At 63.6% G+C, this 25,992-nt stretch carries 24 protein-coding genes; 17 read left to right on the forward strand and 7 right to left on the reverse strand.

Features of this window, described 5'->3' with window-relative positions; all coding sequences use genetic code 11:
- Positions 1–2 precede the first annotated feature (2 nt).
- The 4 genes from V1280_RS15790 to V1280_RS15805 all read left to right on the forward strand — a co-directional run bounded on the left by V1280_RS15790 (position 3) and on the right by V1280_RS15805 (position 3,077).
- Positions 3–356, forward strand: a complete 354-nt coding sequence (locus V1280_RS15790) for a c-type cytochrome (RefSeq protein ID WP_148771110.1) — start codon at positions 3–5, stop codon at positions 354–356.
- Positions 353–1,279 carry a substrate-binding periplasmic protein gene (locus tag V1280_RS15795; RefSeq protein WP_334525560.1) on the forward strand — a complete coding sequence of 309 codons (927 nt, stop codon included), beginning with the start codon at positions 353–355 and terminating at the stop codon, positions 1,277–1,279. Before V1280_RS15790 ends, V1280_RS15795 begins: the two co-directional genes overlap by 4 nt.
- A 246-nt stretch (positions 1,280–1,525) precedes the next feature.
- Entirely contained in the window at positions 1,526–2,566 is a 1,041-nt protein-coding gene (locus tag V1280_RS15800) for an FUSC family protein (RefSeq protein WP_334525563.1), read from the forward strand.
- An 85-nt stretch (positions 2,567–2,651) separates the two neighbouring features.
- Positions 2,652–3,077, forward strand: coding sequence for a hypothetical protein (locus V1280_RS15805; protein WP_334525566.1), 426 nt, complete (start codon positions 2,652–2,654; stop codon positions 3,075–3,077).
- A gap of 54 nt (positions 3,078–3,131) precedes the next feature.
- On the opposite strand, the gene V1280_RS15810 is transcribed toward V1280_RS15805, so the two are convergent.
- Positions 3,132–4,100, reverse strand: coding sequence for a helix-turn-helix domain-containing protein (locus tag V1280_RS15810; protein ID WP_334525568.1), 969 nt, complete (start codon positions 4,098–4,100; stop codon positions 3,132–3,134).
- Between the two features lie 513 nt (positions 4,101–4,613).
- Between V1280_RS15810 and xoxF5 the strand changes: the two genes are divergently transcribed.
- The 7 genes from xoxF5 to V1280_RS15845 all read left to right on the forward strand — a co-directional run bounded on the left by xoxF5 (position 4,614) and on the right by V1280_RS15845 (position 12,505).
- Positions 4,614–6,419, forward strand: coding sequence for a lanthanide-dependent methanol dehydrogenase XoxF5 (gene xoxF5, locus V1280_RS15815; RefSeq protein WP_334525570.1), 1,806 nt, complete (start codon positions 4,614–4,616; stop codon positions 6,417–6,419).
- A gap of 111 nt (positions 6,420–6,530) precedes the next feature.
- On the forward strand, positions 6,531–7,019 hold the full coding sequence (locus V1280_RS15820) for a c-type cytochrome, methanol metabolism-related (protein WP_334538317.1): 489 nt from the start codon (positions 6,531–6,533) through the stop codon (positions 7,017–7,019).
- A 60-nt stretch (positions 7,020–7,079) separates the two neighbouring features.
- Positions 7,080–8,189, forward strand: a complete 1,110-nt coding sequence (locus V1280_RS15825; protein WP_334525572.1) for an S-(hydroxymethyl)glutathione dehydrogenase/class III alcohol dehydrogenase — start codon at positions 7,080–7,082, stop codon at positions 8,187–8,189.
- A 33-nt stretch (positions 8,190–8,222) separates the two neighbouring features.
- A complete protein-coding gene (gfa, locus tag V1280_RS15830) occupies positions 8,223–8,783 on the forward strand; it encodes an S-(hydroxymethyl)glutathione synthase (protein WP_148771117.1) in 561 nt (186 codons plus the stop codon).
- A 618-nt stretch (positions 8,784–9,401) separates the two neighbouring features.
- Complete coding sequence (locus tag V1280_RS15835) at positions 9,402–9,854, forward strand: (2Fe-2S)-binding protein (RefSeq protein ID WP_148771118.1); 453 nt, start codon at positions 9,402–9,404, stop codon at positions 9,852–9,854.
- A 1-nt stretch (position 9,855) separates the two neighbouring features.
- On the forward strand, positions 9,856–12,168 hold the full coding sequence (locus V1280_RS15840) for a xanthine dehydrogenase family protein molybdopterin-binding subunit (protein WP_334525581.1): 2,313 nt from the start codon (positions 9,856–9,858) through the stop codon (positions 12,166–12,168).
- A 52-nt stretch (positions 12,169–12,220) separates the two neighbouring features.
- The gene (locus tag V1280_RS15845; protein WP_334525583.1) at positions 12,221–12,505 is read left to right on the forward strand and encodes a hypothetical protein; all 285 of its coding nucleotides are present in this window, start codon (positions 12,221–12,223) and stop codon (positions 12,503–12,505) included.
- A 93-nt stretch (positions 12,506–12,598) separates the two neighbouring features.
- Here V1280_RS15845 and V1280_RS15850 read toward each other — a convergent pair whose 3' ends face one another.
- The 4 genes from V1280_RS15850 to V1280_RS15865 form a co-directional block, all read right to left on the reverse strand.
- Positions 12,599–14,326: a methanol/ethanol family PQQ-dependent dehydrogenase gene (locus tag V1280_RS15850; RefSeq protein WP_334525586.1), complete on the reverse strand. Its 1,728-nt coding sequence runs from the start codon at positions 14,324–14,326 to the stop codon at positions 12,599–12,601.
- A gap of 113 nt (positions 14,327–14,439) precedes the next feature.
- Positions 14,440–15,093, reverse strand: coding sequence for a Rieske 2Fe-2S domain-containing protein (locus V1280_RS15855; protein ID WP_334525589.1), 654 nt, complete (start codon positions 15,091–15,093; stop codon positions 14,440–14,442).
- A gap of 265 nt (positions 15,094–15,358) precedes the next feature.
- Positions 15,359–15,823 (reverse strand): group III truncated hemoglobin, encoded by a 465-nt coding sequence (locus V1280_RS15860; protein WP_334525592.1) that lies wholly within the window; start codon positions 15,821–15,823, stop codon positions 15,359–15,361.
- Between the two features lie 138 nt (positions 15,824–15,961).
- Complete coding sequence (locus V1280_RS15865) at positions 15,962–16,912, reverse strand: 3-hydroxybutyryl-CoA dehydrogenase (protein WP_334525594.1); 951 nt, start codon at positions 16,910–16,912, stop codon at positions 15,962–15,964.
- A 727-nt stretch (positions 16,913–17,639) separates the two neighbouring features.
- On the opposite strand from V1280_RS15865, the gene V1280_RS15870 reads away from it, so the two are divergent.
- The 3 genes from V1280_RS15870 to V1280_RS15880 all read left to right on the forward strand — a co-directional run bounded on the left by V1280_RS15870 (position 17,640) and on the right by V1280_RS15880 (position 19,490).
- Positions 17,640–17,912, forward strand: a complete 273-nt coding sequence (locus tag V1280_RS15870; RefSeq protein WP_334525596.1) for a hypothetical protein — start codon at positions 17,640–17,642, stop codon at positions 17,910–17,912.
- A 144-nt stretch (positions 17,913–18,056) separates the two neighbouring features.
- On the forward strand, positions 18,057–19,142 hold the full coding sequence (locus V1280_RS15875) for a hypothetical protein (protein ID WP_334525598.1): 1,086 nt from the start codon (positions 18,057–18,059) through the stop codon (positions 19,140–19,142).
- 153 nt (positions 19,143–19,295) lie between these two features.
- Positions 19,296–19,490, forward strand: coding sequence for a TonB-dependent receptor plug domain-containing protein (locus V1280_RS15880; RefSeq protein WP_334525600.1), 195 nt, complete (start codon positions 19,296–19,298; stop codon positions 19,488–19,490).
- A gap of 14 nt (positions 19,491–19,504) precedes the next feature.
- Here V1280_RS15880 and V1280_RS15885 read toward each other — a convergent pair whose 3' ends face one another.
- Positions 19,505–20,821: an alpha/beta hydrolase gene (locus V1280_RS15885; protein WP_334525603.1), complete on the reverse strand. Its 1,317-nt coding sequence runs from the start codon at positions 20,819–20,821 to the stop codon at positions 19,505–19,507.
- Between the two features lie 49 nt (positions 20,822–20,870).
- Between V1280_RS15885 and V1280_RS15890 the strand changes: the two genes are divergently transcribed.
- From V1280_RS15890 to V1280_RS15900, 3 genes are all read left to right on the forward strand, one after another.
- Entirely contained in the window at positions 20,871–21,017 is a 147-nt protein-coding gene (locus V1280_RS15890) for a hypothetical protein (protein WP_334525606.1), read from the forward strand.
- Positions 21,018–21,087: 70 nt separating this feature from the next.
- Entirely contained in the window at positions 21,088–21,978 is an 891-nt protein-coding gene (gene blaBJP, locus V1280_RS15895) for a BJP family subclass B3 metallo-beta-lactamase (RefSeq protein ID WP_334525609.1), read from the forward strand.
- A 308-nt stretch (positions 21,979–22,286) separates the two neighbouring features.
- A complete protein-coding gene (locus tag V1280_RS15900; protein ID WP_334525612.1) occupies positions 22,287–24,296 on the forward strand; it encodes a putative bifunctional diguanylate cyclase/phosphodiesterase in 2,010 nt (669 codons plus the stop codon).
- Between the two features lie 18 nt (positions 24,297–24,314).
- Here the strand turns inward: V1280_RS15900 and hutU are convergent, their stop codons facing one another.
- Positions 24,315–25,985, reverse strand: a complete 1,671-nt coding sequence (gene hutU, locus V1280_RS15905) for a urocanate hydratase (RefSeq protein ID WP_334525615.1) — start codon at positions 25,983–25,985, stop codon at positions 24,315–24,317.
- Positions 25,986–25,992 lie beyond the last annotated feature (7 nt).

Consider the following 25,992-nt stretch of genomic DNA (forward strand, 5'->3'; position numbering starts at 1 on the left):
CGTTGAGAGACATTGCTCAGAAGACGGTGGCGATCCTCGCCACCGTCGCGGTGCTGACGGTCGCGCTTGCGGCGACCGTTCGCGCCGCGGATGATTCGAACGGCAATCCGCTGCAGGCGCAGATCGACCACGGCAAGTCGACCTATGCCGAAAAATGCTCGCACTGCCACGGCCCCAACATGATGAATTCCGGCACCATCACGCCGGACCTGCGCGCCTTTCCCGACGACAGGACGCGCTTCGTCACCACCGTGAAGAACGGCAAGAACAACAAGATGCCGCCCTGGGGCGACATCTTGAACGACGACGAGATCGGAAATCTCTGGGCCTTCATCTCGAGCCGGAGGAAGCCATGAGGGGCCGGCTGGCAGTACTCGGTCTCGCCGCGATGCTCGCGGCTTCGGCAACGGCGGCATGGGCGGCAGATCCGCTGAGCATCTGTCTGGACGAGGACCGGCCGCCACTCTCGGCGCATCACCGCGGCAAGCCGGACTCGGGCTTCGACGTGCTGCTGGCGCAGGCGATCGCGGACCGGATGGGACGCCCGCTCAGGATCCAGTGGTTCGAGAGCAAGCTGGATGAGGATTCGAGCCCGCAGCTCGAGGCCAATGCGCTGCTGTCCGACGGCCGCTGCTCGCTGGTCGGCGGCTACGCGCTGACGACGGATTCCCTCGTCAAGCCCGGCCTGAAGACGGCGCGCTTGCCGGATTTCGCGGGCGCCACGCGCGACGACCGACGCCGCCGCGTTGCGCTCGGCGTACTCGCGCCGAGCCGGCCTTACGTCTATTCGCCGATGACGGTGGTGCTCGGGCCGAAGGCACGCGACCGCAAGATTGCGGACATCGGCGACCTCGCCGGTCTTCGTCTTGCGATCGAAAGCGGATCGCTCGGCGACGCCATCCTGATGACCTTCGACAAGGGGCGACTGATCGACAACATCACCCATCTCGTGCCCGCACGCGACGACCTGCTGGGCGCGCTCGATCGCGGCGAATATGATGCGACCCTGATCGATCTCGCGCGCTACGACGCCCACCGCGCCGCGCATCCCGATACGGCGATATCAGCCTCCGACTATTATTATCCGATCGGGGCCAATCGCGGCTATGTCGGACTTGGCAGCGATCCTGCGCTGATCGAGGCCGTCAACAAGGCGCTGACGGATCTTGCGGCCGAGGGCAAGATCGCCGAATTCGGCAAGCAAGCCGGCCTGACCTATCTGCCGCCGCGCGAGCCTGCGATCCTCGGGGACGTCTGGACGAAGATCATTCAGAGGTGAGGTCGTCGCGACCGCCATGCCGCGCCGCTCTCCGCTGTCATGCCCCGCCTTGTGCGCAATTGCGCACTGGGGCGGGCATCCAGTACGCCGCGGCTTCTCGATTCAATCTCTGCTGTCTCGGCGTACTGGATCGCCCGGTCAAGCCGGGCGATGACAGCGAGAGTGTGGCAAGACTGTCGGCTCGCACACCGAAGTCAGGAGGCTGCTCCTGTGCTATGTATACGTCTCATTTGACGACGGTGCCCCGTGAAATCCTCCACCATCCCGCCCTCCACCGGCCTGCGCGATGTCCTTGCCCGCGAAATCAAGAGCGGCGAGCTGCTGCGCGCGCTGATCGTCGTCGGCCCGTTCGTTGCTGCCTATTTCATCTCGCGCGAGACGGCGCTGTTGAATTTGGGACTGATCGCGGTGTCGCTGCTCATACCGGCACTGCGGCTGCACCTTCCGCCCAAAGTGATCGCGTGGCACTACCTCGCGATCCTCGTGGCGTTTGCGGCTCTCTTCCTCGCCGCTCCGATCAAACCGCTGTTCGTTGTGCTGACGGCGCTTGCCGGCTTCCTTGCGGTGGCGGCAACGCGCTATGGCGAGCACTTCCGGACGCTCGGCAATTGGGTGTTCATTCCGGCCGTCTATCTTGCCTGCGAGGTGCGTGAGGGGGTGAACGCGTCAGAAGCGCTGCGTCATGCCGGCATCATCATTGTCTCCTCACCGGTTGCGCTGGCGCTGGTCTGCGGCATCCAGATCTACGATCAGCGGCGGCGAGACAATATCGCGACCTCGTTCGGACCGCCTGCGGCCGAATGGCTACTGCCTGCGGCGGCAACCGCCATCGCCGTCTTTGTCGCAGCGGCCCTGGTCGAAATTCTGGATCTTGCGCAGGGGCAATGGGTGATGTGGTCGGCCGCAAGCGTCGTGGTCGGAGATCTCTCCGCCTCCACCGACAAGCTGAAGCAACGTGCCATCGGCGCCTTCGTCGGTGTGCCCATGGGCTTCCTCGCTGGCCTCGCGCTGCCGCAGAACCGCATCGGCTATGCACTTGCGGTTCTCGCGGCCACGCTCACGCTGATCTCGTTCTCCCGCTATATCGTCGGCTTCGGCCTGCGCTGCTTCTTCATCGCGCTCGCTGCATCCTTGGCCGGCGGCGCCAGCGGCATTGCGGAGGAGCGCGTCGCCAATGTGATCATCGGTGGCGCGTTCGGCCTCATCGCGGTGGCCCTGACCGACATCGTCTGGCAGCGCGTGATGCGGAAAGGTGGTTCGCCCCCTTCGCATCCGACCAAAGCCTAGTGTCGCAGGCGCCCTGTCCGGTTATGATCATGCGCAATCGTCGGAAGCCCCTTGCCTTACCCCCTGAACGAGAAAGGCCGTTCGCATGAGACCCGATGCCGTCGCCGTGGCCGCCCTGGTCATCCTGCTTTTTCCGATGGGCTATTTCCTGCTGGCGTCGCCCGCTTTCCTGCTGGTGAAGCTCGACATCCCGCCCGTCGCGCAGCTCTTGCGCGGGATGTTCAACATCCAGTTCAGGATGGTGAGCGTCGCAGGCATCATCGGGACGGCGGCTTTCATCTTCGCCGGACGACCGCTGTTCGCGGCCGGCATCGGCCTGATTGCGGTCCTCGCGATCTGGGGCCGCCCGTGGTTCATGCGACAGATGGATGATCAGCTCAGCGCCAGAGATGCGGGCGATGCGAACGCGGTACGCCAGTTGCGTCGTTTGCATTGGAAGGCAATGCTGTGCAACGCGGTGCTGGTCGCCGCTCTCGTGGCCAGCATTCCCTACGTTGCGACAACGACCTGAGAGGATCGCGCGTCCGGCAAGCGGCTCCAGGACGGGCCGCTGCGTGAGGCGCGCCTAGTTCTCGTCCACGGCGACAGCGCCCTGCTGCCCCTTGTGGATCGAGGACGGCACCACGCCGAAATATTTCCGGAACACGCGGCTGAAATGCGATGAGCTGGAGAAGCCCCACGAGAACGCGACGTCGGTGATGGTCTTGCCGCCGTGAGCCTCGAGCTCCTGGCGGCAGTTCTGGAGGCGTGCCTGCCAGATGTAATCGCTCACCGTGGTGCCGCGCTCCGAGAACAGCATGTGCAGATAGCGCTTGGAGCAGCCGAGCTCGGCGGAGATCTGGTCGATGCACAGATCGGGATCGCGCAGGTGCTCGCGGATGAAAAACTGGGCACGCACATACATCGCCTCGGGCCCGACCCGATCGAACATCGAGTCGGCTTCGCGCAGCGGCAGCAGCAACAGGTCGATCAGCGAATCGGCGACACCGACCGCGCTGTTGGCCGACAGCTTCGCCGCCTCGTCGAACGTGGCATGGACGAAATCATGGGCGATCCGTCCCGTCCCCGTCTTCGCCGACAGTTTGCAGGCCGGCATACGCTGCGACGGGAAGCCGCGATCGCGCAGCAGCGCCTTCGGCACGATCACCACGTCATGGCGCGTGAAGGCGGGACTGACGATCAGATGCGGGCATGAGACGTCATAGGCGATGATGTCGCCAGGGTTCAGCTCGATGTGGCGGCCTTCCTGCTCGAAATAGGACACGCCATATGTCTGGAAGTGAATCTTGATGTACGGGTGTTCGTTGGCCTTGGCGCGCGCCAGCGTGTGCGCGATGCGATGCTGGCTCACCTCGATCTGGCAGAGCTTCAGGCGCGAGACGGAGGTGTAGTCGATGCGCCCTTCGAGCGAGGATGCTTCCAGCGGATCGACATCAAAGTGTCCGCACAGACTCGTCAGCCCGTCGATCCAGCTCTGGATCTGCCGCTTCGGCGTCAGTCCCGTCGTCGAGAGCGTGTGAATTGTGTCGGACATTAATCCAGCCACTGGCGTGTTCCGGGATTCGATGCGAATCGCGACCAGCGCTTCCGGAGCCCTCAGCCGTGATTGCGTGACGTTTACCTCGAATTTGGGCGGTCTTTTGGAACGAGCGCCATCGCTCCATTGCCACCCTTGAAAGTTAATCCTCCGCCTTAGTTGCACCGCCGTCAAGGGGAACCTGTTCGACGAGCGTTGCACCACGGTGAGCGGAAGCCGCTGAATTCGCTACTGCAAAATCAAAAACTTCGTATCCGTGCGCTGTCGAGCAAAGCGGCTTCTCTCTTGGGCAAGTTTCCCGATAGCGAAGTCGTTAGGAATTACGACAGGAACAAAAAAAACCGGCCGCTCCTGCACGCGGACCTGTAGCTCTCATCCTGAGGAGGACACAGCACAGCATCGTTTCTGGTCCCCAACGTGACCGCCCTGCACGAGCAGACGCCGGACGAAAAGCCCGGTGATTAAGCAATGCTTCGGAAACAATAAAACGCGACCAACGGAGGAATGACTATGCGCAAGGTGCTACTGGCGACCTTTCTTGGCTCCGCGGCGGCTCTCGCCGTCGGCGGCGCCTCTGCCAATGACGAGCTGAACAAGATGTCGCAGAACCCGAAAGACTGGGTGATGCCGACAGGCGACTATGCCAATACCCGCTACTCCAAGCTCAACCAGATCAACGCACAAAATGTCGGCAAGCTCCAGGTCGCCTGGACCTTCTCGACCGGCGTGCTGCGCGGCCATGAAGGCGGCCCGCTGGTGATCGGCAACATGATGTACGTCCACACGCCGTTCCCGAACAAGGTCTACGCCATTGACCTTTCCAACGAGAACAAGATCGTCTGGAAGTACGAGCCAAAGCAGGATCCGAACGTCATCCCGGTGATGTGCTGCGATACGGTTAACCGTGGCCTGTCATACGGCGACGGCAAGATATTCCTGCATCAGGCCGACACGACCCTGGTCGCGCTCGACGCCAAGTCCGGTCAGGTTGCATGGACCGCCAAGAACGGCGATCCGAGCAAGGGCGAGACCGGCACCTCGGCGCCGATGGTCGTCAAGGACAAAGTGCTGGTCGGCATCTCTGGCGGCGAGTTCGGCGTTCAGGCCCACATGACTGCGTACGACATCAAGACCGGCAAGGTCGCCTGGCGCGGCTATTCGGAAGGCCCGGATGACCAGATCCTGGTCGACGACAAGACCACCGCACTCGGCAAGCCGGTCGGCAAGGATTCAAGCCTCAAGACCTGGCAAGGCGATCAGTGGAAGATCGGCGGCGGCGCGACATGGGGCTGGATCTCCTACGATCCCGAGCTGAACCTCGTCTATTACGGATCGGGCAACCCCTCGACCTGGAATCCGAAGCAGCGTCCCGGCGACAACAAATGGTCGATGACGATCTGGGCACGCAACCCGGACACCGGCGCGGCCAAGTGGGTCTACCAGATGACGCCCCATGACGAATGGGACTATGACGGCGTCAACGAGATGATCCTCTCGGACCAGCAGATCAACGGCCAGCCGCGCAAGCTGCTGACGCATTTCGATCGTAACGGCCTCGGCTATACGCTCGATCGCGCCACTGGCGAGCTTCTGGTCGCCGAAAAGTACGATCCGAAGGTGAACTGGACCTCCGGCGTCGACATGGACAAGAACTCCGCCACCTATGGCCGTCCGAAGGTGCTCGACACAGCTTCGACCGACAAGGCCGGCGAGGATCACAACGTGAAGGGCATCTGCCCGGCCGCGCTCGGCACCAAGGACGAGCAGCCGGCGGCCTACTCGCCGGACACGCAGCTGTTCTATGTTCCGACCAACCACGTCTGCATGGACTACGAGCCGTTCAAGGTGAGCTACACCGCGGGCCAGCCCTATGTGGGCGCAACGCTCTCGATGTATCCGCCGCAGGGCGATACCAACATGGGTAACTTCATCGCCTGGGACGGCAAGACCGGCAAGATCGTCTGGTCGAACAAGGAGCAGTTCTCGGTCTGGTCGGGTGCGCTCGCAACCGCCGGCGGCGTGGTGTTCTACGGCACGCTCGAAGGCTATCTGAAGGCAGTCGACGCCAAGACCGGCAAGGAGCTCTACAAGTTCAAGACTCCCTCCGGCATCATCGGCAACGTCACCACCTATGAGAACAGCGGCAAGCAGTATGTCGCCGTGCTCTCGGGCGTGGGCGGCTGGGCCGGCATCGGTCTGGCAGCTGGCCTGACCGATCCGACCGCAGGTCTCGGCGCAGTCGGTGGCTACGCCGCGCTCAGCAACTACACGGCACTCGGCGGCACGCTGACCGTGTTCTCGCTGCCCGCGAACTAGCGTCAGCTTCGTATCGCTCCGGCGCGTGGATCAACTCCACGCGCCGGCTCGTCTCCACCTGATGCCTTCGAGGAACACCTCTTGCGTAAAATCTGCTCTGTCATTGCTGCGATAATCTTCGTTGCGTCCGGAGGAATTGCTATCGCGGACGGCTCGGGCGATCCGACCGCCGTCAAGCAGAACGAAACTGGCGAATGGCTCGATAAGGAAGGTAACCCGACCTACAAGATCAACGGTGACTCCGTCGACTGGTACACCTATTCCGGATACCGCCGCTATCACTCGGACTGCCATGTGTGTCATGGCCCGGACGGCATGGGATCGACCTATGCGCCCGCACTGAAGGATTCGCTCAAGACGATGAGCTATGCCGATTTTCTCGGCGTCGTCGCCTCGGGCCGCAAGAACATCTCCACCGCCGCAGAGAACGTGATGCCGGCCTTCGGAGATAACCCGAACGTCGCCTGCTACATGGACGATCTCTACGTCTATCTGCGCGCCCGCTCCGACGAGGCTTGGGGCCGCGCCCGTCCCGGCAAACATGAGGACAAGAACGACGCCTATACCAAGAATGAAGACTCGTGCATGGGCAAGAAGTGAACGTTTGGGGCCCGGCTGAGACTTAAGTCTTGGCGCCCTGCGAGAATTGAGGAGTTACCGATGAAGACACGTGCTGCCGTCGCTTTTGAAGCCAAAAAGCCGCTCGAGATCGTCGAAGTCGATCTGGAAGGGCCGAAGGCCGGCGAAGTCCTGGTCGAGATCAAGGCAACGGGCATCTGCCATACCGACGCCTACACGCTCGACGGTTTCGACAGCGAAGGAATCTTCCCGTCGATCCTCGGCCATGAGGGCGCCGGCATCATCCGCGAGATCGGCGCGGGCGTGACCTCGGTGAAGCCGGGCGATCACGTCATTCCGCTCTACACGCCGGAATGCCGTCAGTGCAAAAGCTGTCTGAGTCAGAAGACCAATCTCTGCACCGCGATCCGCGCGACGCAGGGCAAGGGCGTGATGCCTGACGGCACCAGCCGCTTCTCCTACAAGGGCAAGCCGATCTATCACTATATGGGCTGCTCGACCTTCTCCAACTTCACGGTACTGCCCGAGATCGCGGTGGCGAAGATCCGCGAGGACGCCCCCTTCGACAAGAGCTGCTATATCGGCTGCGGCGTCACCACTGGCGTCGGCGCCGTCGTCAACACCGCGAAGGTCGAGCCGGGTTCCAACGTCGTCGTGTTCGGCCTCGGCGGCATCGGATTGAACGTGATCCAGGGCGCCAGGATGGCCGGCGCCGACAAGATCATCGGCGTCGACGTCAACGACTCCAAGGAGGAATGGGGCCGCCGGTTCGGCATGACCGACTTTGTCAACCCGAAGAAGATCACCGGCGACATCGTCCCGCATCTGGTGACCCTGACCGACGGCGGTGCCGACTACACCTTCGACTGCACCGGCAACACCACGGTGATGCGCCAGGCGCTGGAAGCCTGCCATCGCGGCTGGGGCACCTCGATCATCATCGGCGTCGCCGAAGCCGGCAAGGAGATCGCAACCCGTCCGTTCCAGCTCGTCACCGGCCGCAACTGGCGCGGCACCGCCTTCGGCGGCGCCCGCGGTCGCACCGACGTGCCGAAGATCGTCGACTGGTACATGAACGGAAAGATCCAGATCGACCCGATGATCACCCACACGCTCAAGCTCGAAGACATCAACAGGGGCTTCGACCTGATGCACGAGGGTAAATCGATTCGTTCAGTCGTCGTGTTCTAGCTCGCAAGCGTCACACCCAAGGAGGATCGACCCATGACTGCACTTCATCCCTCGATCGACAACGGTCTCAAACAAGGCACCGGCCACTTTGCCGGCGGCACGCTCGCCTGCAAATGCAAGGACCATCAGGTCAAGGTCGGCATCAAGGGCGACGTGGCGCACAACCACGCCTGCGGCTGCACCAAGTGCTGGAAGCCGGAAGGCGCGAACTTCTCCGTGGTCGCGGTGGTGCCGCGCCAGAATCTCACCGTGCTCGAGAACGGCGACAAGCTCCAGATCGTCGACGCCTCGGCAGTGATCCAGCGTCACGCCTGCAAGGCCTGCGGCACGCATATGTATGGCCGCATCGAGAACAAGAACCATCCGTTCTACGGTCTCGACTTCATCCATCCCGAGCTGTTCCAGGAGCAGGGCTCGCAGGCGCCGCAATTCGCCGCCTTCGTCTCCTCGGTCATCGAATCCGGCGTCAAGCCGGAGCAGATGGCCGGTATCCGGTCGCGGCTGAAGGAAATCGGGCTCGAGCCCTATGACTGCCTGTCGCCGGCGCTGATGGATGCAATCGCCACCCACGTGGCGAAGGCCAAAGCCGCCTGACAAGGCCGCCAGAAGTTTGTCCGTCCCCTCGCTGTTCACCAGAGAGGGGACGGACAACTCTCGAATGATTTGCGGCGAGTTTGCCGCCGGTGCACTTTGCGAGCGCGTTCCGCTCCCTCAGTCCAGGTCTCTGAATGACTGCGCAGTGCCGCCCTCTTCCTGCTTGAAGTCAGCGCGCCTTGCGATTCTCCCTCCCTCGACTGAGGAATACTGCTTCGTCCGCGCAGTCCCTCTGGCGGACGAAGCTTTTTTCAACGCGCCTCAGATTCTGTGATTGTGCAACGCGCGAAATGTTGCCGCGCCCTGCTTTTGACAACCTTCGTTGCAATCTTTTCCCGTCGAGAACGCTCGTCAAGAACACTTGGCTGTGAACGCCGGCCCGACGCGATCTCTGCTACGATTTCGCCGTGATGATGCCGCGCGACATTCAATCAATTAAGAACAAAACGGGAGGTATCGAGCACATCCGCACATGACGATTCGCACTCCAGCTTCCTGCCGGGATTTGCCCGCGGAGGAGAACAGGCGGAGATGCGGCGGCACGACGTACGGACCATTTCGCCGATCGACTTCGGCAAATCCTGAAATCATCGAGCTTATGAAGAGCGAGGGACGATCATGATCAAAATCAAGATCAACGGCCAGGAACAGAGCTGGGACGGCGACCCGGATCTCCCGCTACTCTGGTTCCTGCGCGACGAAGCCGGGTTGACCGGCACCAAGTTCGGTTGTGGCCAGGCCCTGTGCGGCGCCTGCACCGTCATCGTCGACAAGGAAGCGGTCCGCTCCTGCATTACCTCGATCAACGACGTCGCGGGGCGTGAAGTCACCACGATCGAGGGGCTGCATCCCGATGGCGATCATCCCGTCCAGAAGGCCTGGCGCCAGGTCAATGTTCCCCAATGCGGCTTCTGCCAGGCCGGCCAGATCATGCAGGCCGCGGCCCTGTTGATGGACAACCCCAAGCCGTCGCATGACCAGATCCGCGAGGCGATGGCCGGCAACATCTGCCGCTGCGGCTGCTACCAGCGCATCGAGAACGCCGTCCACCTCGCATCGACGGGAGTGTGACATGAATTTCATCGACAATCCGCGGAAGCTTCGTGGCTTCGAAAAGAATCTGAAGGTCGAGAAGATCTCGCGCCGCAGTATCCTGAAGGGGCTCGGCGTCACCGGCGGCTTCGTGCTCGCCGCACCCGTGATGTCGCGCCAGGCCTTTGCCTATGAGACCGGCGCCGGCAAGATGCCGCATGGCGTCGTGGTCGATCCGCGCGTGTTCGTCGCGGTCGCGCCTGACGGCACCGTCACCATCCTCGCCCACCGCGCCGAGATGGGCACCGGCGTGCGCACCAGCCTGCCGCTGATCGTGGCCGAGGAGATGGAGGCCGACTGGTCCAAGGTCAAGGTGCAACAGGCCCATGGTGACGAGGTCAAGTTCGGCAACCAGGACACTGACGGCTCGCGCAGCACGCGGCATTATCTGATTCCGATGCGCCAGATCGGCGCCTCCGCCCGCACCATGCTGGAGCAGGCCGCGGCAAAGCGCTGGAACGTGCCGGCGACCGAGGTCAAGGCGGTCAATCACGAGGTCGTCCACGGCGCCAGCGGCCGCAAGCTCGGCTTCGGCGAGCTCGCAGCCGACGCCGCCAAGGAATCGGTGCCAAGCATCGAAGGCCTCAAGCTGAAAGACCCGAAGGACTTCCGCTATCTCGGCAAGGGCCAGGTCAGCATCGTCGATCTCCACGACATCACCACCGGCAAGGCGGGTTACGGCGCCGACGTGCGTCTGCCCGGCATGAAGTATGCTGTGATCGCGCGGCCGCCGGTCACCGGCGGCAAGCTCGTCTCGTTCGACCCGGCCGAGGCGATGAAAATCTCCGGCGTCGAGAAGGTGATGCAGGTCCGCGGCTGGCCGTGGCCCTCGAAGTTCCAGCCGCTCGGCGGCGTCGCGGTGATCGCCCGCAACACCGGCGCTGCGATCAAGGGCCGCGATGCGCTGAAGCTCGTCTGGGACGACGGCGCCAACGGCAAATACGACTCGGTCGCCTATCGCAAGGAGCTCGAGGAGGCCTCGCGCAAGCCGGGCCTCGTCGTGCGCCAGGAGGGCGACGCGGACGCCGCGCTGAAGGCGGCCGACAAGGTCGTGATCGGCGAATATTACCTGCCTCACCTCGCCCATGTCAGCATGGAGCCGCCGGTCGCGGTCGCCGACGTCAAGGGCGACAAGGCGGAGATCTGGGCGCCGGTGCAGAGCCCGGGCGGCACGCGCGAGGATGTCGCCAAGACGCTCGGCATTCCCGAGGGCAATGTCACCGTCAATGTCACGCTGCTCGGCGGCGGTTTCGGCCGTAAGTCGAAATGCGATTTCGCGCTCGAGGCCGCGCTGCTGTCTAAGGAGCTCGGCACGCCCGTCAAGGTGCAGTGGACGCGTGAGGACGATCTCCATCACGACTTCCTGCACACCGTCTCGGCGGAGCGGATCGAGGCGGGTCTGGACAAGGACGGCAAGGTGATCGCGTGGCGCCACCGCAGCGTGGCACCGACCATCGCCTCGACCTTCGCTGCCGGGGCCAATCACGCGGCGGCGTTCGAGCTTGGCATGGGCCTCGTCGACATGCCGTTCGAGATCGCCAACATCTCCTGCGAGAACCCGGAGGCAGCCGCATTCACCCGCATCGGCTGGTTCCGCTCGGTCTCGAACATCCCGCGTGCCTTCGCGGTGCAGTCGATGGTCGGCGAGATCGCGAACGCAACCGGCCGCGACCAGAAGGAGACGCTGCTCGCGTTGATCGGCACGCCCCGGATCGTCAAGCCCGCCGTGAAGGACCTCTGGAACTACGGCGAGCCGTATGACAGCTACCCAATCGACACCGCGCGTCTGCGCAAGGTGGTCGAGTTGGTCGCCGAGAAGGGCGAATGGGGCCGTCAGGTTCCGAAGGGCCACGGCCTCGGCATCGCCGTGCACCGCAGCTTCGTCAGCTACATCGCGACCATCGTCGAGGTGGCCGTCGACGACAAGGGCAAGCTGACGGTGCCACGGGTCGACACCGCGATCGACTGCGGCACCTATGTCAACCCTGAGCGCATCGCCTCACAGATCGAGGGCGCGGCAATCATGGGCCTGAGCCTCGCCAAATATGGCGCGGTCACCTTCAAGGACGGCAAGGTGGAGCAGAAGAATTTTGACGACTTCCAGGTCATCAGGATGGACGAGGCCCCGCTGGTGACCAATGTCTACATCGTCCCGCCCGGAGCAGATACGCCGCCCAGCGGCGTCGGCGAGCCCGGCGTGCCGCCGTTCGCACCTGCGCTGATGAACGCGATCTTCGCGGCGACCGGCAAGCGCATCCGCGCGCTTCCGATCGGAAAGCAATTGGAGGCTTGACGGAACACTCGACGGCTCGCGCCGTTTTCTTCGATCTGACAGGAGCAGATCGATGACCAACATTCCAAGGGCGCTCGCAGTCTCGCTGCTGTCGGGCGCCTTTCTTTTGACTGATATAGCCGCCTTTCTTTTGACTGATATAGCCGCGTTCGCCCAGAGCACCGCCGCGCCGCCAACCACGGCGACGCGCCCCACCGCGCCGGAGCAGAATTCGCTTCCCAACGCCGGCGCCCCGCCCGCCTCGACCACCCAGACCACTGGGCAGAGCAGCAACGATCCCAAGGTTCGGGAGATGAACCAGAAGGAAAAGGACAAGGTGGATAGGCAAGGGAAGTAGCGGCCTTCGCGCACGCAATATGCGGCGGACGTTGTCGTCCGCCGCACTCGCCACCCCCCTGCTGCTCCGCCGTCTTCGATCCGCCTGCGGAGCTTATTTCTTCAGCGCGAACACCCAGATCACGCCACCTTGCGGCACGTTGGCCTCGATGCCGATGTTGTTGGTCGCGAGCGCGTCCTGAATGCGCTGCGCGTCCACGCCCCAGCCCGACTGGATTGCGACATATTGCGTGCCGTCGATCTCATAGGACACCGGCATACCCATGATGCCGGAGTTGGTCTTCTGCTCCCACAACACTTCTCCGCTCTTGGCGTTGAAGGCGCGGAAGTTGCGGTCGTTGGTGCCGCCGGCAAAGATGAGATCGCCTGCGGTCGCCGTCACCGAGCCGAATAGCTGCGACTTCGGGAAGTTGTGCTGCCACACCTTCTTGCCCGTGGCGGGATCCCAGGCCTGGAGCTCGCCGAAATGATCGGCGCCGGGCTTCGCTGTCAGGCCGATGTCCTCCGGCTTGGTGCCGAGCCAGAGCTCGCCAGGCTTCAACGCGACCTTCTCGCCGGTGAAGCCGCCGCAGAAATTCTCGTTGGCGGGAACGTAGACGAGACCGGTCTTCTGGCTATAGGCCGCCGACGGCCAGTCCTTGCCGCCCCACAGCGAGGGACAGAACTCGACGCGCTTGCCGATGACCGGCTTGTGATCGGGATCGACGATCGGCCGCCCGCTCTCGGCGTCGATGCCCTTCCAGACGTCGGTGGCGACGAACGGCCAGCCGGCGACGTAGTTGATCTTGGTCGGGGTGCGCTCGAGCACCCAGAAGATCGCATCGCGGCCGGGATGGATCAGGCTCTTGATGCTGCGGCCATCGCGTTGTAGATCCACCAGCATCGGCGCGTCGACCTCGTCCCAATCCCAGGAATCGTTCTGATGGTACTGGTGATAGGTCTTGATCTTGCCGTTGCTGGGATCGAGCGCAAGCACCGACGAGGTGTAGAGATTGTCGCCGGGATGCGTTTCGCCGGGCCACGGCGCGGCATTGCCGACACCCCAATAGATCGTCTTGGTGTCCTTGTCGTAGTTGCCGGTCATCCAGGCCGAGCCGCCGCCGGTCTTCCAGTCGTCGCCCTGCCAGGTGTCGTGACCGGGCTCGCCTTCGCCGGGAATGGTGAAGGTTCGCCAGAGTTCCTTGCCGTCCTTAGCATCGTAGGCAACGACGTAACCGCGTACGCCGAGCTCGCCGCCGGAGCCGCCGACGATGACCTTGCCGTCGACGATCAGCGGCATCAGGGTCATGTACTGACCCTTCTTGTAATCCTGCACCTTGGTGTCCCACACCACCTTGCCGGTCTTGGCATCGAGCGCGACGACGTGGTCGTCGGTGGTGGCGAGATAGAGCTTGTCTTCCCACAGGCCGACGCCGCGGCTGGTTGGATGCAGCTGGAACAGATCGTCGGGGAGCTGCCGCTTGTAGCGCCAGTATTCATCGCCGGTCTTAGCGTTCAGCGCGATCACCTGCCCCATCGGCGTTGCCACGAACATCACGCCATTGTTGACGATCGGCGGCGCCTCATGGCCTTCGACCACGCCGGTGGCGAACGTCCAGACCGGCGTAAGATCCTTGACGTTGGAGGTGTTGATCTGGTCGAGCGGGCTGTAGCCTTGCCCGTCATAGGTGCGGCGATAGAGCATCCAGTTGCCGGGTTCCGGATTCTCGAGACGCTGCTGGGTGACTGGCGCGTAGCTCTCGATCGGGCCGGCGATTGCGGCGGTCGAGACAAGGCACGTGAAGGCGACGAAGCCGGACAGCAGCATTTGCTTCCTGGTCATGGACGTTCCCCTTTTTCATCCGTTTGAATTCTTGTTTTGAATTCTTGTCGTTCGTCCCGACGTCCGCCCCTCGGCGGATGCGGCCTCTCGTGACGCGGGCACACCCCGCACCGTTATCCCTGCTGCACGCCACCTACCTTTCCGATGAAGCCGCCCGCGACGCTGAGCGAGCCGTCAGCGAGCGCCAGCGGCAACGCGGCGAGCCGCCGCGGCGCCGGTCCGAACACGACCTGGGCGCCCGCGCGGGGATCGTATTCGGAGTTGTGGCACATGCACTTGAACACCTCCCTGTCGCCGACATCGCTCTTGACCCAGGCGGTGACGGGACAGCCTGCATGGGAACAGATCGCCGAATAGGCGATGATGCCGTCGATGGCACGCGCGCGCGTTTGCTCGTCGAGCTCGGCGGGGTCGAGCTTGATAATCAGGATCTCGTTGAGCCGCGATGCGCTGCGCACCACCGATGTCTTGGGGTCCTGCGGCCAGGCATGTATCGGCGGCCCGCCGGCCGTCAGATCAGCCGCTTTGATGAGCTTTCCTTCGCTGTCGCCTTCGGAGAACACGAGCAAATCGCCCTTCTGCGGACGCTCGTCGGAGCCGGGCGGATCCTCTCCCGCGCGCGCCGGCGCGGAACAGCCAAGACAGGCCGTGGTGGCGAGCGCACCGAGCAGCAGCGTTCGCCGCGTTTGCTCCGCGCTCACATCGGCTACGGGTTCCGCAGTGCTGTCGGAGGATGATGAAGCGACACTGAATGATGCGCGTGACATGCACAGTAGCAGGCGCTGGAACTCTGCCGAAATGAAGGCGAAGAATTGGCGCCGCAGTGCATCATTATGTCTTTACTCGCTTTGATTGAACGCGATTGCACGCATTCAAATGCGTTTTTGCCATTTCAACGTCATGCCGCGCGATCGGCATGATGATTTTGCAGATCAGACCGATGATGTTGGAATTGGTGCAACGCGCTGTAAACAACGCGACGCAACCTCGAACCGATTCAACTGCACGTTTTGCAGGCAGCCTTCGCCGTCGTCAGGATCTGAACACGTGACGCGGCGACGCGATGCGGCCGGCAATGGTGGCCGACGCCATCTCAAAACTATCGGCGATGCGACGCGCCTTGTCGATGAAGAGTGCGGCTGCCGGCGGCGGGCAGACTTCGCGCGCGGTCTGTTCGAACAGATCAAGCCAGCGGTCGAAATGATCGCCGACCAGGCTGAGCGGCATATGCGCCCGCATCGGCGAGCCATGGTAACGCCCGCTCATCAGCACCACCGACGACCAGAAGCCTTTGAGCTTGGCAAGGTGATCGTCCCAATTCTGCACGATCGCAAACACCGGCCCGAGCAGCGCATCCTCGCGGACGCGTCCGTAGAAACGGGTGACAAGTTCCTCGATCATCTCCTCGGTGATCCCTGTGCGCTCGATCGCATCCTGGATCAGCAGGTTCCGCCGTTCGGCCGCAGCTTCCCGCTCGGCCTTCAGTCGATCCGACATGTCCTTCGTTTTCCGTTTCGTTGTTCCCGCCAGCCGCCCGTTCGACATTGTCGGGTCCATTGCGCGCGTCGTCTTTGACACAGCGCAAATTGCGGGACGACGACGGGCGTAGAAACGCCCGCCGCCTGCGCCAGGAGATCAGGCGCCGTAGGTATAAAAGCCCTGCCCGGTCTTGCGGCCGAGATGGCCGGCATCGACCATTTCCTTGAGCAAGGACGCCGGACGGTATTTGGGGTCGTTGAAGCCCTTATAGAAGACCTCCATCACCGACAGCATGGTGTCGAGACCGACGAGGTCCGCCAGCGCCAGCGGCCCGATCGGATGGTTGCAGCCGAGCTTCATGCCGGCATCGATTTCCTCGGCGGTCGCGATGCCTTCCTGAAGCGCGAAGACCGCCTCGTTGATCATCGGGCACAGGATGCGGTTGACGGCGAAGCCTGGGCTGTTCTTGGCCGTGATCGCCACCTTGCCGACACGCTGGGCAAAATCGAGCGCCTTGGCGTGGGTGTCGTCCGAGGTCTGCAAGCCGCGGATCAGCTCCAGCAGCGCCATCACCGGAACCGGGTTGAAGAAATGCATGCCGATGAAGCGATCGGGACGATCGGTCGCGGCCGCAAGCTTGGTGATCGAGATCGAGGAGGTGTTGGTCGCGAGCAGCGTGCGCGGCGACAGCGTGGCGCAGAGGTCTTTCAGAATCTTGACCTTGAGTTCTTCATTCTCGGTCGCGGCCTCGATGACGAGATCGCAATCGGTAAGCTTGGCGCGATCAGTCGTGCCGGTGATGCGCTTGAGCGTCGCCTCGCGATCGGCCGCCGACATCTTCTCCTTCTTGACCAGGCGCTCGAGGCTGCCGCCGACGGTCGAAATGCCGCGGTTCACCGCCGCATCGGAGATGTCGACCATCACGACCGAAAGCCCGGCCGCCGCGCAGATCTGGGCGATGCCGTTGCCCATGGTCCCTGCTCCGATGATGCCAACGGTATTGATCATGACCTGACGTCCTTCTCGTTGAGCGAGCCCGGCCTCTGCGGCGACGTGCCCGAATTGACCCGAATTTCGACCCGCGGCTGCCCGAGTGCTGCGCCGCATCCAGGCTCTTCCTTAAAGCATCCGTGGCGAGAATAAAGTCGCCTTTCCGCTCGCAAAGGGCATGATTTCGCGGTCTCGCGGCCGGTTTGGCCCGAGATTTGCTGCTCGTTTCGCCCCCGGGGAATGCGGAGGGCGCAGGGAAGGCCCGGCGCCGGCTGGCGCCCGCGTCCACCGCAACTCACCCACGTACCGGACGCCTCGCAATCCATCACTCGTGCCGGGTGAGATGCGGCGAAACATACGCCAATTCCGAATTTCGGTAAAGGAGAATAATTTCGGACGCTGGTCTCGACATCCAGGACGACCTCGGGCGGCAGGGTGCTTTGTCCGACCAGACAGGCATCATCCCTAGCGGCCGGGGCAGTACCGCATGACCTTGCGGTTGCTCTGCAGATCCGGCTCTTTCATCCACTGCTCTTGCCAAGCGTTGCGTCAAAGCGCTCGTCAAGCCTTGCGCCTTGCAACGAGCGGATCGGAACGATCCTGTCTTCCGGAGGATCGGACATGCGAACATTTCGCCTTGCTGCCCGCGTATCCTAAGCGCGACGGCTCGGAACGCCGCGGCGGTGCTTTGTCGCATGCAGGTTCCCAAGACAGTCGTTTGCCACACGCCTCACGCGTACCTCACGACCGTTGAACCCCGCGTGAGTTGCCGCGCAATCATGTGGGGGCGCGGAATATCGACCGCTTCGCCTGATCTATTCGATAGAACGGTTTGGAGCGTCCCATGACAAAGACAAGCATCGCCGCCGCCCTGCGGATCATTTTGTCGCTTACGATCGCCGGCCCGGCGCAGGCCTGGCCCGGACAGTCGTCGGGCATCGACTGCGCGTGGGGCGGTGAACCCACGGAATGCGAAGCGCTCACCATAGCGCTGGTCCACAAGCATGCCCTCGCGCGTCCGCACATCCGCAAGACCGAGCACGCGGCCATCCCGCATGTGCCAACGCGCCAGCCCGATCGCGACGAAGATCCGCTCGCGTCGATGCATTTCGAATGAACGCTGTGGCGCGTGGGGCTGTGCAGATGTTCTGCAATTGGTCCCGCCCAGATTGACAGGGGTGTGACGGCCGGGGCAGTTTTTCACATTGCTGGCGAATCAGCGATTGCCCTTACGGCCCGAGTACCTCTTGGACAACTCCCAGTGCTTTCGAGACTGATATCGTTGCTGAGCCGCATTCCTGCGGTGGAATGGGCGTTCAACCGGCTTCGGCCTCTGCCGCACGGCGGCGGTCTCGACGTGGCGCCGATTGCTGCGGATGAAGAGCCTGCCGTCATCGCAGAAGCTATTCCGGCTCTCGATAGCGCCGCCGAACCTGTTGTCGCTGAAGGCCTGTCAGCAACACCGGCTGATATCAGTGTCAGCGACGATTCATCAGTGGAGACGCCGGCAGAAGTCGAGCCTGTCATCGAGGAAGAATTTTCGGCCTCTTCGGTTGATGTTGCGAGCGAGACGGTCGACGCGCCAGAACTCATCAACAGCGATCCGCCTGCGGAACTCCTGACGGATGTCGAGCCGGTCATCGAGGAATTGGTCTTCATCGCGCCAGTCGAGACAGAGACCGTTTCGGTCGAGCCCTCCGAGCTCATCACTGAAGACGAACCTGCATCCGTCGCTTCCGTGGAGCTCGAACCGGTTGTCATCGATGAGACGCCCGTCATCGTGGTCGACGCTGAAGTCCCCGCGCCTGTCGTCGCCACGGCCAGAATCGATAGCGAGCCCGCTCCCAGCGTCGCCACGGAGATCGAGCCGGTCGTCGCCAACGATCTTCCACCCGTCGCGGCCATTGTCGCCGACGAGACGACCGCCCACGCACCGGCTGCCGCCACTGACATCGAGCCGGCGCCCGTGTCGCCCGCTCCTAAGAACCCCAGCGCGCCGAAGGCTCGTGCAAAGATCGTGGAGCCCGCCGATCGCGCCGCGCTGATCCGGCAACGCTGGGCCGAGACCGGAATCAGGATGTGGAATCCGCGGCTTCACGGCACAGGCGAAGCAACACTGAACATCCAGGGGCGCATCGGACTGCTGCCGCCCGAGCCCGGCGAGACGATGCCGCGCTACGACAAGCTCGAATTCAAGATGCTCGGCGGCCAGATCGTCTGCGAAGGCGTGATCGTCGAGGCACCCGTGCATGCGGGCCAGCGCGGCTTCACCCGGCTCGCCGAGCCGCGCGGCGCCGACCGCAGCACCCGCGAGCCGATGCGGGAACGCCAGGCCGCCCTCGCCTGATCCTTTTCCTCTGCGATGAGGCGCCCATATGCTAGGCTGAAGCCCTGGATATGGGAGATCGCATGTCCACAAAATTGCAGAGCCTGATCGTGATCGCTGCCCTCGGCGTTTCGCAAGGCGCTCTCGCCACGTCCGGAAAACGGCCCGCGCCACGTGCATGCGGCGCCGCCCGCCACCGATCCGGTTGCCCCTTACAAGGCCAACCGGCTGTCCTCCTCACGCGGCGAGGCCATCCTCGACACGCCCGGCCAGACCACCGTGCTGACGCGGCAGATGCTCGACGACATGAATGCGACGAGCCTGCGCGACGTCATGCGCTCGACCGCCGGGGTGACGATCGGGCGCTAGGCTCCGCCTCGCGCTCAAGGGATCGGATAGCCCTTCCAGACCCACTCCAGCGCCGACGGCAGCGTTTGTGCGATCGTCGGACGATCGACGTGCTTGGCGTTGCGCACGAACAGGAACTGGTAGTGGTAACCCTTCTCCGCCAGCACCTTGGCCGTCAGCGCGTTGGACAAGGTCCAGTCGTGCATGCCGTCGGGAATGGTCGGATTGGGATAGAACAGATCCTGGTCGCCGCCGAAGAACCAGAAACGGATCGGCTTGGTCGGTGCACTCAGGATCAGCGGCACACCTGGCGGCTCGGCCGGCGTCAGCACGCCAGCCTTGGAGATGAGATTGGGCGTCGCCGGTCCCGTCCATGCGCTGTGATATTCCCAGGCGCCGCCACGCAGTGACGGATCATGCGGCCATTGCTGGTTCACCATGGTCGGCGAGAACGCCAGCACGCGGTGATAGAAATCGGGATAGAACCAGGCCATGGTGAAAGCTGCGACGCCGCTCGAGCTCAGCCCCATGGTCGCACGTCCCTCAGGGTTCCTGGTGAGCTTGACGCCGGTGTTCTGCTCGACGAGCGGCAGCACCTCGCGCTCGACGAACTGCGCGTAGATACCCGACACCGCGTCGTATTCACGGCCGCGCTGGCTGCCCTGCGCATCCTGCCCGCCATTGCCGATCTGGATCGCGATCATTGGCGGCACGCGGCGCTGCGCGATCAGATTGTCGAGCGTGGTCGGGAGATCCTTGTAGGCAGCGGAGCCGCCATCGCCGATCACGATGAAGGGCGCCTCGGTACCGGGTACGTATTGCGCCGGCACATAGACGTCGATCGTGCGCGACCAGATACCGGGATGGCTGGTGGTGACGATCATGTTCGACTTGTCGTCCGGCGCGGTCACGGTCGTCATGATCGAGGAATTGGTGCAGCCGGCGACGTCGTCGCGGATCAGGCCAGGATTGTAGATCGTGCTGTCCTTCGACGTCAGCGTGAAGGATTTCGTCGTACCGCGCGGAACGCCTTCCTTTGCAATGGTCTCGGGCGCCGGATTGTGGGTGGGGCCGATGATGAAATTGCCTTCGGCACCCGGCGGCGGCAAGGTGCCGTCGGGCAGCTCGGTCGCGCGCGGATAGTTGGGATTGGAGGGATCGCGCGTCGGCGGCGTGGTCTTGAAATCGAGACCGGCGGTGTCGATGAAGAACGGCGCTGCCTTGTCGGTGGTGTTGGCGCCCGGCGGCACGGCCATGTTCTGGGTGACGCAGGCCGGCTGTGCCAGGGCAATCGAAGCGAAGGAGACGACGGAAATCAGCGTCCCCCCAAGGACGGACAATGAATGGGTCATTTCAGCTCCCGATGTTGACGGCTCTAGCTGGCTCGTCTTGGCGCAAAGTATGGCGACCGGCTCGCACGCGGTCAAACGCGGTGCGCGCAGTGCAGCAATCGCCGCCATGCTCAAACCGGACAGCGACCGTTATTCCGCGCATGACGCGGAATTCTTCGAACGTGAAACCGTTGCTGCCGCATCGCGCAACATCTAGCGTACGGCTGGTCGACCAGCAGGTCTCACCTGCGGTCGCAACGACAACAACAAATTGGGAGGATCAATCCATGAGAAAGCTTGCGGCCGCGCTATGTACGCTGGCGCTTTTCGCACCTGTCGCGCAGGCCCAGACCATCAGGGACTTCCTGGCGGCGGTCATGGTGAAGTGGACCGCGCCGTTCGAGCCGTTCCAGCTCATCGACAACATCTATTATGTCGGCACCGACGGCATCGCCGTCTACGTCATCAAGACGTCCCAGGGCCTGATCCTGATGGACACCGCGATGCCGCAGTCGACCGGCATGATCAAGGACAACATCGCCAAGCTCGGCCTCAAGGAGGCCGACATCAAGATCATCCTCAACACCCACGCCCATCTCGACCACACCGGCGGTTTCGCCGAGATCAAGAAGGATACCGGCGCACAGCTCGTCGCCGGCGAACGTGACAAGGCGCTGCTCGAAGGCGGCTATTATCCGGGCGACGAGAAGAACACGGACCTCGGCTTTCCTCCAGCGAAGGTCGATCGCACGGTGAAGGAAGGCGACAAGGTCACGCTCGGTGACACCACGCTGACGGCGCATGAGACGCCGGGCCACTCGCCGGGCTGCACCAGCTGGGAGATGACGGTGAAGGACGGCGGCCAGAACCGCGAGGTGCTGTTCTTCTGCAGCGGCACCGTGGCACTGAACCGGCTGGTGGGACAGCCGACCTATCCCGGCATCGTCGACGACTACCGCGCGACCTTCGGCAAGGCCAAGGCGATGAAGGTCGACGTGCTACTCGGGCCCCACCCCGAGGTCTATGGCATGCAGGACAAGCGGGCGCAGCAGATCAAGAACGCCACGCCGAATCCATTCGTCAAGCCGGGCGAGCTTGCGACCTACGCCACAGGCCTGTCGGAGGATTTCGACAAGGCGCTCGCCAAGCAGACGGCCGCGCTTCAACCTGCAAAATGAAGGCCGTCGTCACTTCTGCGCGGCGGTCGTCAGCGACCGCCGCCGTGACAATCGGCGGCACTACGCGGCCGAGGACGCCTATGGTTAGCAGACCGTAGCCGCGATCATTTCGGACGATCGGCCGCGCGAGACAGCGCCTGCTTCCACCGCACATCCTTAACAGCGCCTCACCATGCACGCGGGCGCAAAATCCTGCGGTAGCGTGCAACCAGCGCTAGCGCATCCTCGTCGAACTCGTCTAACGCGCTCTTTACCCCCGCCGTGCAAGATCGCCCCCGTTTTTGAAGGGATTTGGGGCGCGTGTTGCAATGCCTGCCGTCGATTTGAAAGCTCACCTCGCCGCCGCGATGCGGCTGTTCCGCGTGCCGACCGATCCGGATCTGACGCGCGCGCAATTCGACGCCTTCTCCAAGCAGATCCCGCTGCTGTATTTCATCCTGATCAGCAACACGATCGCGGTCGCGTATACCTACGTCAACGTCGCGCCGGACTGGCTGACGATGATCGTGCCCGCCGTGCTGACCGGGCTCGCGGGCTTGCGAACCCTGTGGTGGTTGCGTCAGCGTCACCTCGTCCGCAGCGACGCCGATATCCTGCGCAATCTGCGCGCCACCAACTGGATGACGCTGCCGATCGGCGCCGGCTTCGCCATCTGGTCGTTCGCGCTCTATCCTTACGGTGATCCCTTCGCCAAGAGCCAAGTCGCGTTCTACATGGCCGTGACCGTGATCGGCTGCATCTTCTCGCTGATGCATCTGCGTTCGGCGGCGCTGATCGTGACGCTGGTCGTCGACGTCCCCTATGTGCTGTTCTTCTGGGCCACCGGCGAGCCGACGCTGAAGGCGATCGCGGTCAACAATCTGCTGGTCTCCGGCGCCATGGTGACGGTGCTGTTCATCTACTATCGCGACTTCGCCGATCTCGTCGCCAGCCGCAAATCGCTGCTGATGCAGCAGGCGGCGACGCAGGCGCTATCGGACGAGAATTTCCGCCTCGCCAATCTCGATTCGCTCACCGAGCTGCCGAACCGCCGCCGCTTCTTCGCCGAGCTGGCGAGCGCCTTCGCCGATGCCGAGCGCAGACACGTTCGCGTCGCGGTCGGCATCATCGACCTCGACGGCTTCAAGCCGATCAACGACAATTACGGCCACTCGGTCGGCGACCGCGTCCTGATCGAGGCCGGCCGCCGCATCCGCGAAGTCTGCGAAGGCTTTGGCCCGCAACGGGTGGAATTCGCGCGCCTCGGCGGCGACGAATTCGGCCTCGTCGTGTGCGGCGACCCCGAGGACGCCGATCTGGTGCGGCTCGGCGAACGCATCGGCGAGCAGGTCAAGCTGCCCTACCAGCTCGACACCGCCCACACTGGGCTATCCTGTTCGATCGGCTTCGCGCTTTATCCGGACTCCGCGACGACGTCGGAAGCGCTGTACGAATGCGCCGACTATTCGCTCTACCACGCCAAGCGCCACCAGCGCGGCCGCACCGTGATCTTCTCGAGCGAGCTCGAGGCGGAGATCCGCAGCCGCGGCGTGATCGAGAATCTGTTGCGGACCTCCGATTTCGGCGCCGAGATGGAGCTGGCGTTCCAGCCGATCGTCGATGCCATGAGCGAGCACACCGCGGGCTTCGAGACCCTGGCGCGCTGGCGCAGCCCTCGCCTCGGCTGGGTCTCTCCCGCCGACTTCATCCCGGCGGCCGAGCGCATCGGCCTGATCCGGCCGCTGACGCAAGTGCTGCTGACGCGCGCGCTCGCGACCGCAAAGAGCTGGCCCGGCCATATCCGCCTGTCGTTCAATCTCTCCGCCCACGACGTCTGCGCGGCCGAGGGCATCCTGCCGCTGGTCTCCATCATCGAGAAGAGCGGCCTGCCGCCGCACCGGATCGATTTCGAGATCACCGAGACGGCCGTCACCTTCGATTTCGCGCGCGCGCAACAGTCGATCGCCACCTTGAAAGCCATGGGCTGCGGCATTTCGCTGGACGATTTCGGCACCGGCTATTCCTCGCTGAGCCATGTGCACCGCCTGCCGCTGGACAAGCTCAAGATCGACCGCAGCTTCGTCGCCGACGTCAACGAAAACCCGGTGAGTCACAAGATCATCAAGTCGCTGACGGGTCTGTGCGACGATATGGAGATCGCCTGCGTGGTCGAGGGCGTCGAGACGCGCGCCCAGCTCGACACCCTGCGCCGCTTGGGATGCGACTTCATCCAGGGCTATTATTTCGCAAAGCCCATGCCGGGCGCTGCAATCGAGGACTATCTCGCAAAGGAGCGCGCGCGCCTGGACCACGGCGCAGCCAGCAAGGTTGTCGCCTGAGGGCGAATTGGCGCCCGACTACTTCGCGAGGCTCGGGAGATCGAGCCCCTTGTCGCGGGCGCAGTCGATTGCGGTCTCGTAGCCCGCATCCGCATGGCGCATGACGCCCGAGGCCGGATCGTTCCAGAGCACGCGCTCGATGCGTTTTGCGGCCTCCGGCGTGCCGTCGGCGACGATCACCATGCCGGCGTGCTGGGAATAGCCGATGCCGACACCGCCGCCGTGATGCAGCGAGACCCAGGTCGCGCCGCTGGCGCAATTGAGCAACGCGTTGAGCAAGGGCCAGTCGGACACCGCGTCTGATCCGTCCTTCATCGCCTCGGTCTCGCGGTTAGGGCTCGCCACCGAACCGCTGTCGAGATGATCGCGGCCGATCACGATCGGCGCCTTCAACTCGCCGCGCGCCACCATCTCGTTGAAGGCAAGGCCGAGGCGATCGCGATCGCCAAGGCCCACCCAGCATATCCGCGCGGGCAGGCCCTGGAACTTGATGCGCTCCCTGGCCATGTCGAGCCAATTGTGCAGATGCTTGTCGTCAGGCATCAGCTCCTTGACCTTGGCGTCGGTCTTGAAGATGTCCTCGGGATCGCCTGAGAGCGCGGCCCATCGGAACGGCCCGACGCCGCGACAGAACAGCGGACGGATATAGGCGGGAACGAAGCCCGGGAAATCGAAGGCGTTCTTCAGGCCCATGTCCTGCGCCATCTGGCGGATATTGTTGCCATAGTCGAGCGTCGGGATGCCCTGCGCGTGGAAATCCAGCATGGCCTGGACGTGCTCGACCATCGATGTCTTCGAGGCGCGCTCGACGGCCTTCGGATCGGAGGCCCGCCTGGTTTCCCAATCAGCGAGCGTCCAGCCCTTCGGCAGATAGCCGTTGATCGGGTCATGCGCGCTGGTCTGGTCGGTAACGATGTCCGGCTTGACGCCGCGGCGCACCAGCTCGGGAAAGATCTCCGCGGCATTGCCGAGCAGGCCGACCGAGACCGCCTTCTTCGTCTTCGCGGCCTCCGCCATGATCGCCAGCGCTTCGTCGAGCGTTGCGGCCTGACGATCGAGATAGCCGGTACGCAATCGCATCTCGATGCGGCTCGGCTGGCATTCGACCGCGAGCATCGAGGCGCCGGCCATGGTCGCCGCCAGTGGTTGCGCGCCGCCCATGCCGCCGAGGCCGGCGGTGAGAATCCATTTGCCGGCAAGGCTGCCGCCATAATGGCGACGGCCGACCTCGACGAAGGTCTCATAGGTGCCCTGCACGATGCCCTGGCTGCCGATATAGATCCAGGAGCCAGCGGTCATCTGGCCATACATCATCAGGCCCAGGCGATCGAGTTCGTTGAAATGATCGAGCGTCGCCCAGTGCGGCACGATGTTGGAGTTCGCGATCAGCACGCGCGGGGCATCGGCATGTGTGCGGAACACACCGACCGGCTTGCCGGACTGAACCAGCAGCGTCTGGTCGTTCTCGAGCTTGCGCAGGGCGTTGGTGATCCGGTCAAAGCTCTCCCAGTCGCGCGCGGCACGGCCGATGCCGCCATAGACGACGAGCTCGCTCGGGCGCTCCGCGACATCAGGATCGAGATTGTTCATGAGCATGCGGAGCGGTGCTTCCGTCAGCCAGCTCTTGGCGCTGATGTCGCTGCCGCGGGGGGCGCGGATGGTGCGGTCATTGTCCAGTCGGCGGTTCATGCGGACC

This window comes from Bradyrhizobium sp. AZCC 2230 (assembly GCF_036924495.1).
In the GTDB taxonomy this organism is placed as follows: Bacteria; Pseudomonadota; Alphaproteobacteria; order Rhizobiales; family Xanthobacteraceae; genus Bradyrhizobium; species Bradyrhizobium rifense.

What these genes read in the sequence shown, in the direction of transcription:
- V1280_RS15825 (WP_334525572.1), top strand. Translation starts at nt 7,080, where the DNA reads ATGAAGACACGTGCTGCCGTCGCTTTTGAAGCCAAAAAGCCGCTCGAG.
- V1280_RS15890 (WP_334525606.1), top strand. Translation starts at nt 20,871, where the DNA reads ATGGCGACCGGCTCGCACGCGGTCAAACGCGGTGCGCGCAGTGCAGCA.
- gfa (WP_148771117.1), top strand. Translation starts at nt 8,223, where the DNA reads ATGACTGCACTTCATCCCTCGATCGACAACGGTCTCAAACAAGGCACC.
- V1280_RS15840 (WP_334525581.1), top strand. Translation starts at nt 9,856, where the DNA reads ATGAATTTCATCGACAATCCGCGGAAGCTTCGTGGCTTCGAAAAGAAT.
- V1280_RS15795 (WP_334525560.1), top strand. Translation starts at nt 353, where the DNA reads ATGAGGGGCCGGCTGGCAGTACTCGGTCTCGCCGCGATGCTCGCGGCT.
- hutU (WP_334525615.1), bottom strand. Translation starts at nt 25,985, where the DNA reads ATGAACCGCCGACTGGACAATGACCGCACCATCCGCGCCCCCCGCGGC.
- V1280_RS15855 (WP_334525589.1), bottom strand. Translation starts at nt 15,093, where the DNA reads ATGTCACGCGCATCATTCAGTGTCGCTTCATCATCCTCCGACAGCACT.
- V1280_RS15850 (WP_334525586.1), bottom strand. Translation starts at nt 14,326, where the DNA reads ATGACCAGGAAGCAAATGCTGCTGTCCGGCTTCGTCGCCTTCACGTGC.
- V1280_RS15845 (WP_334525583.1), top strand. Translation starts at nt 12,221, where the DNA reads ATGACCAACATTCCAAGGGCGCTCGCAGTCTCGCTGCTGTCGGGCGCC.
- V1280_RS15805 (WP_334525566.1), top strand. Translation starts at nt 2,652, where the DNA reads ATGAGACCCGATGCCGTCGCCGTGGCCGCCCTGGTCATCCTGCTTTTT.
- V1280_RS15865 (WP_334525594.1), bottom strand. Translation starts at nt 16,912, where the DNA reads ATGCGGCGCAGCACTCGGGCAGCCGCGGGTCGAAATTCGGGTCAATTC.
- xoxF5 (WP_334525570.1), top strand. Translation starts at nt 4,614, where the DNA reads ATGCGCAAGGTGCTACTGGCGACCTTTCTTGGCTCCGCGGCGGCTCTC.
- V1280_RS15835 (WP_148771118.1), top strand. Translation starts at nt 9,402, where the DNA reads ATGATCAAAATCAAGATCAACGGCCAGGAACAGAGCTGGGACGGCGAC.
- V1280_RS15810 (WP_334525568.1), bottom strand. Translation starts at nt 4,100, where the DNA reads ATGTCCGACACAATTCACACGCTCTCGACGACGGGACTGACGCCGAAG.
- V1280_RS15885 (WP_334525603.1), bottom strand. Translation starts at nt 20,821, where the DNA reads ATGACCCATTCATTGTCCGTCCTTGGGGGGACGCTGATTTCCGTCGTC.
- V1280_RS15870 (WP_334525596.1), top strand. Translation starts at nt 17,640, where the DNA reads ATGACAAAGACAAGCATCGCCGCCGCCCTGCGGATCATTTTGTCGCTT.
- V1280_RS15900 (WP_334525612.1), top strand. Translation starts at nt 22,287, where the DNA reads ATGCCTGCCGTCGATTTGAAAGCTCACCTCGCCGCCGCGATGCGGCTG.
- V1280_RS15860 (WP_334525592.1), bottom strand. Translation starts at nt 15,823, where the DNA reads ATGTCGGATCGACTGAAGGCCGAGCGGGAAGCTGCGGCCGAACGGCGG.
- blaBJP (WP_334525609.1), top strand. Translation starts at nt 21,088, where the DNA reads ATGAGAAAGCTTGCGGCCGCGCTATGTACGCTGGCGCTTTTCGCACCT.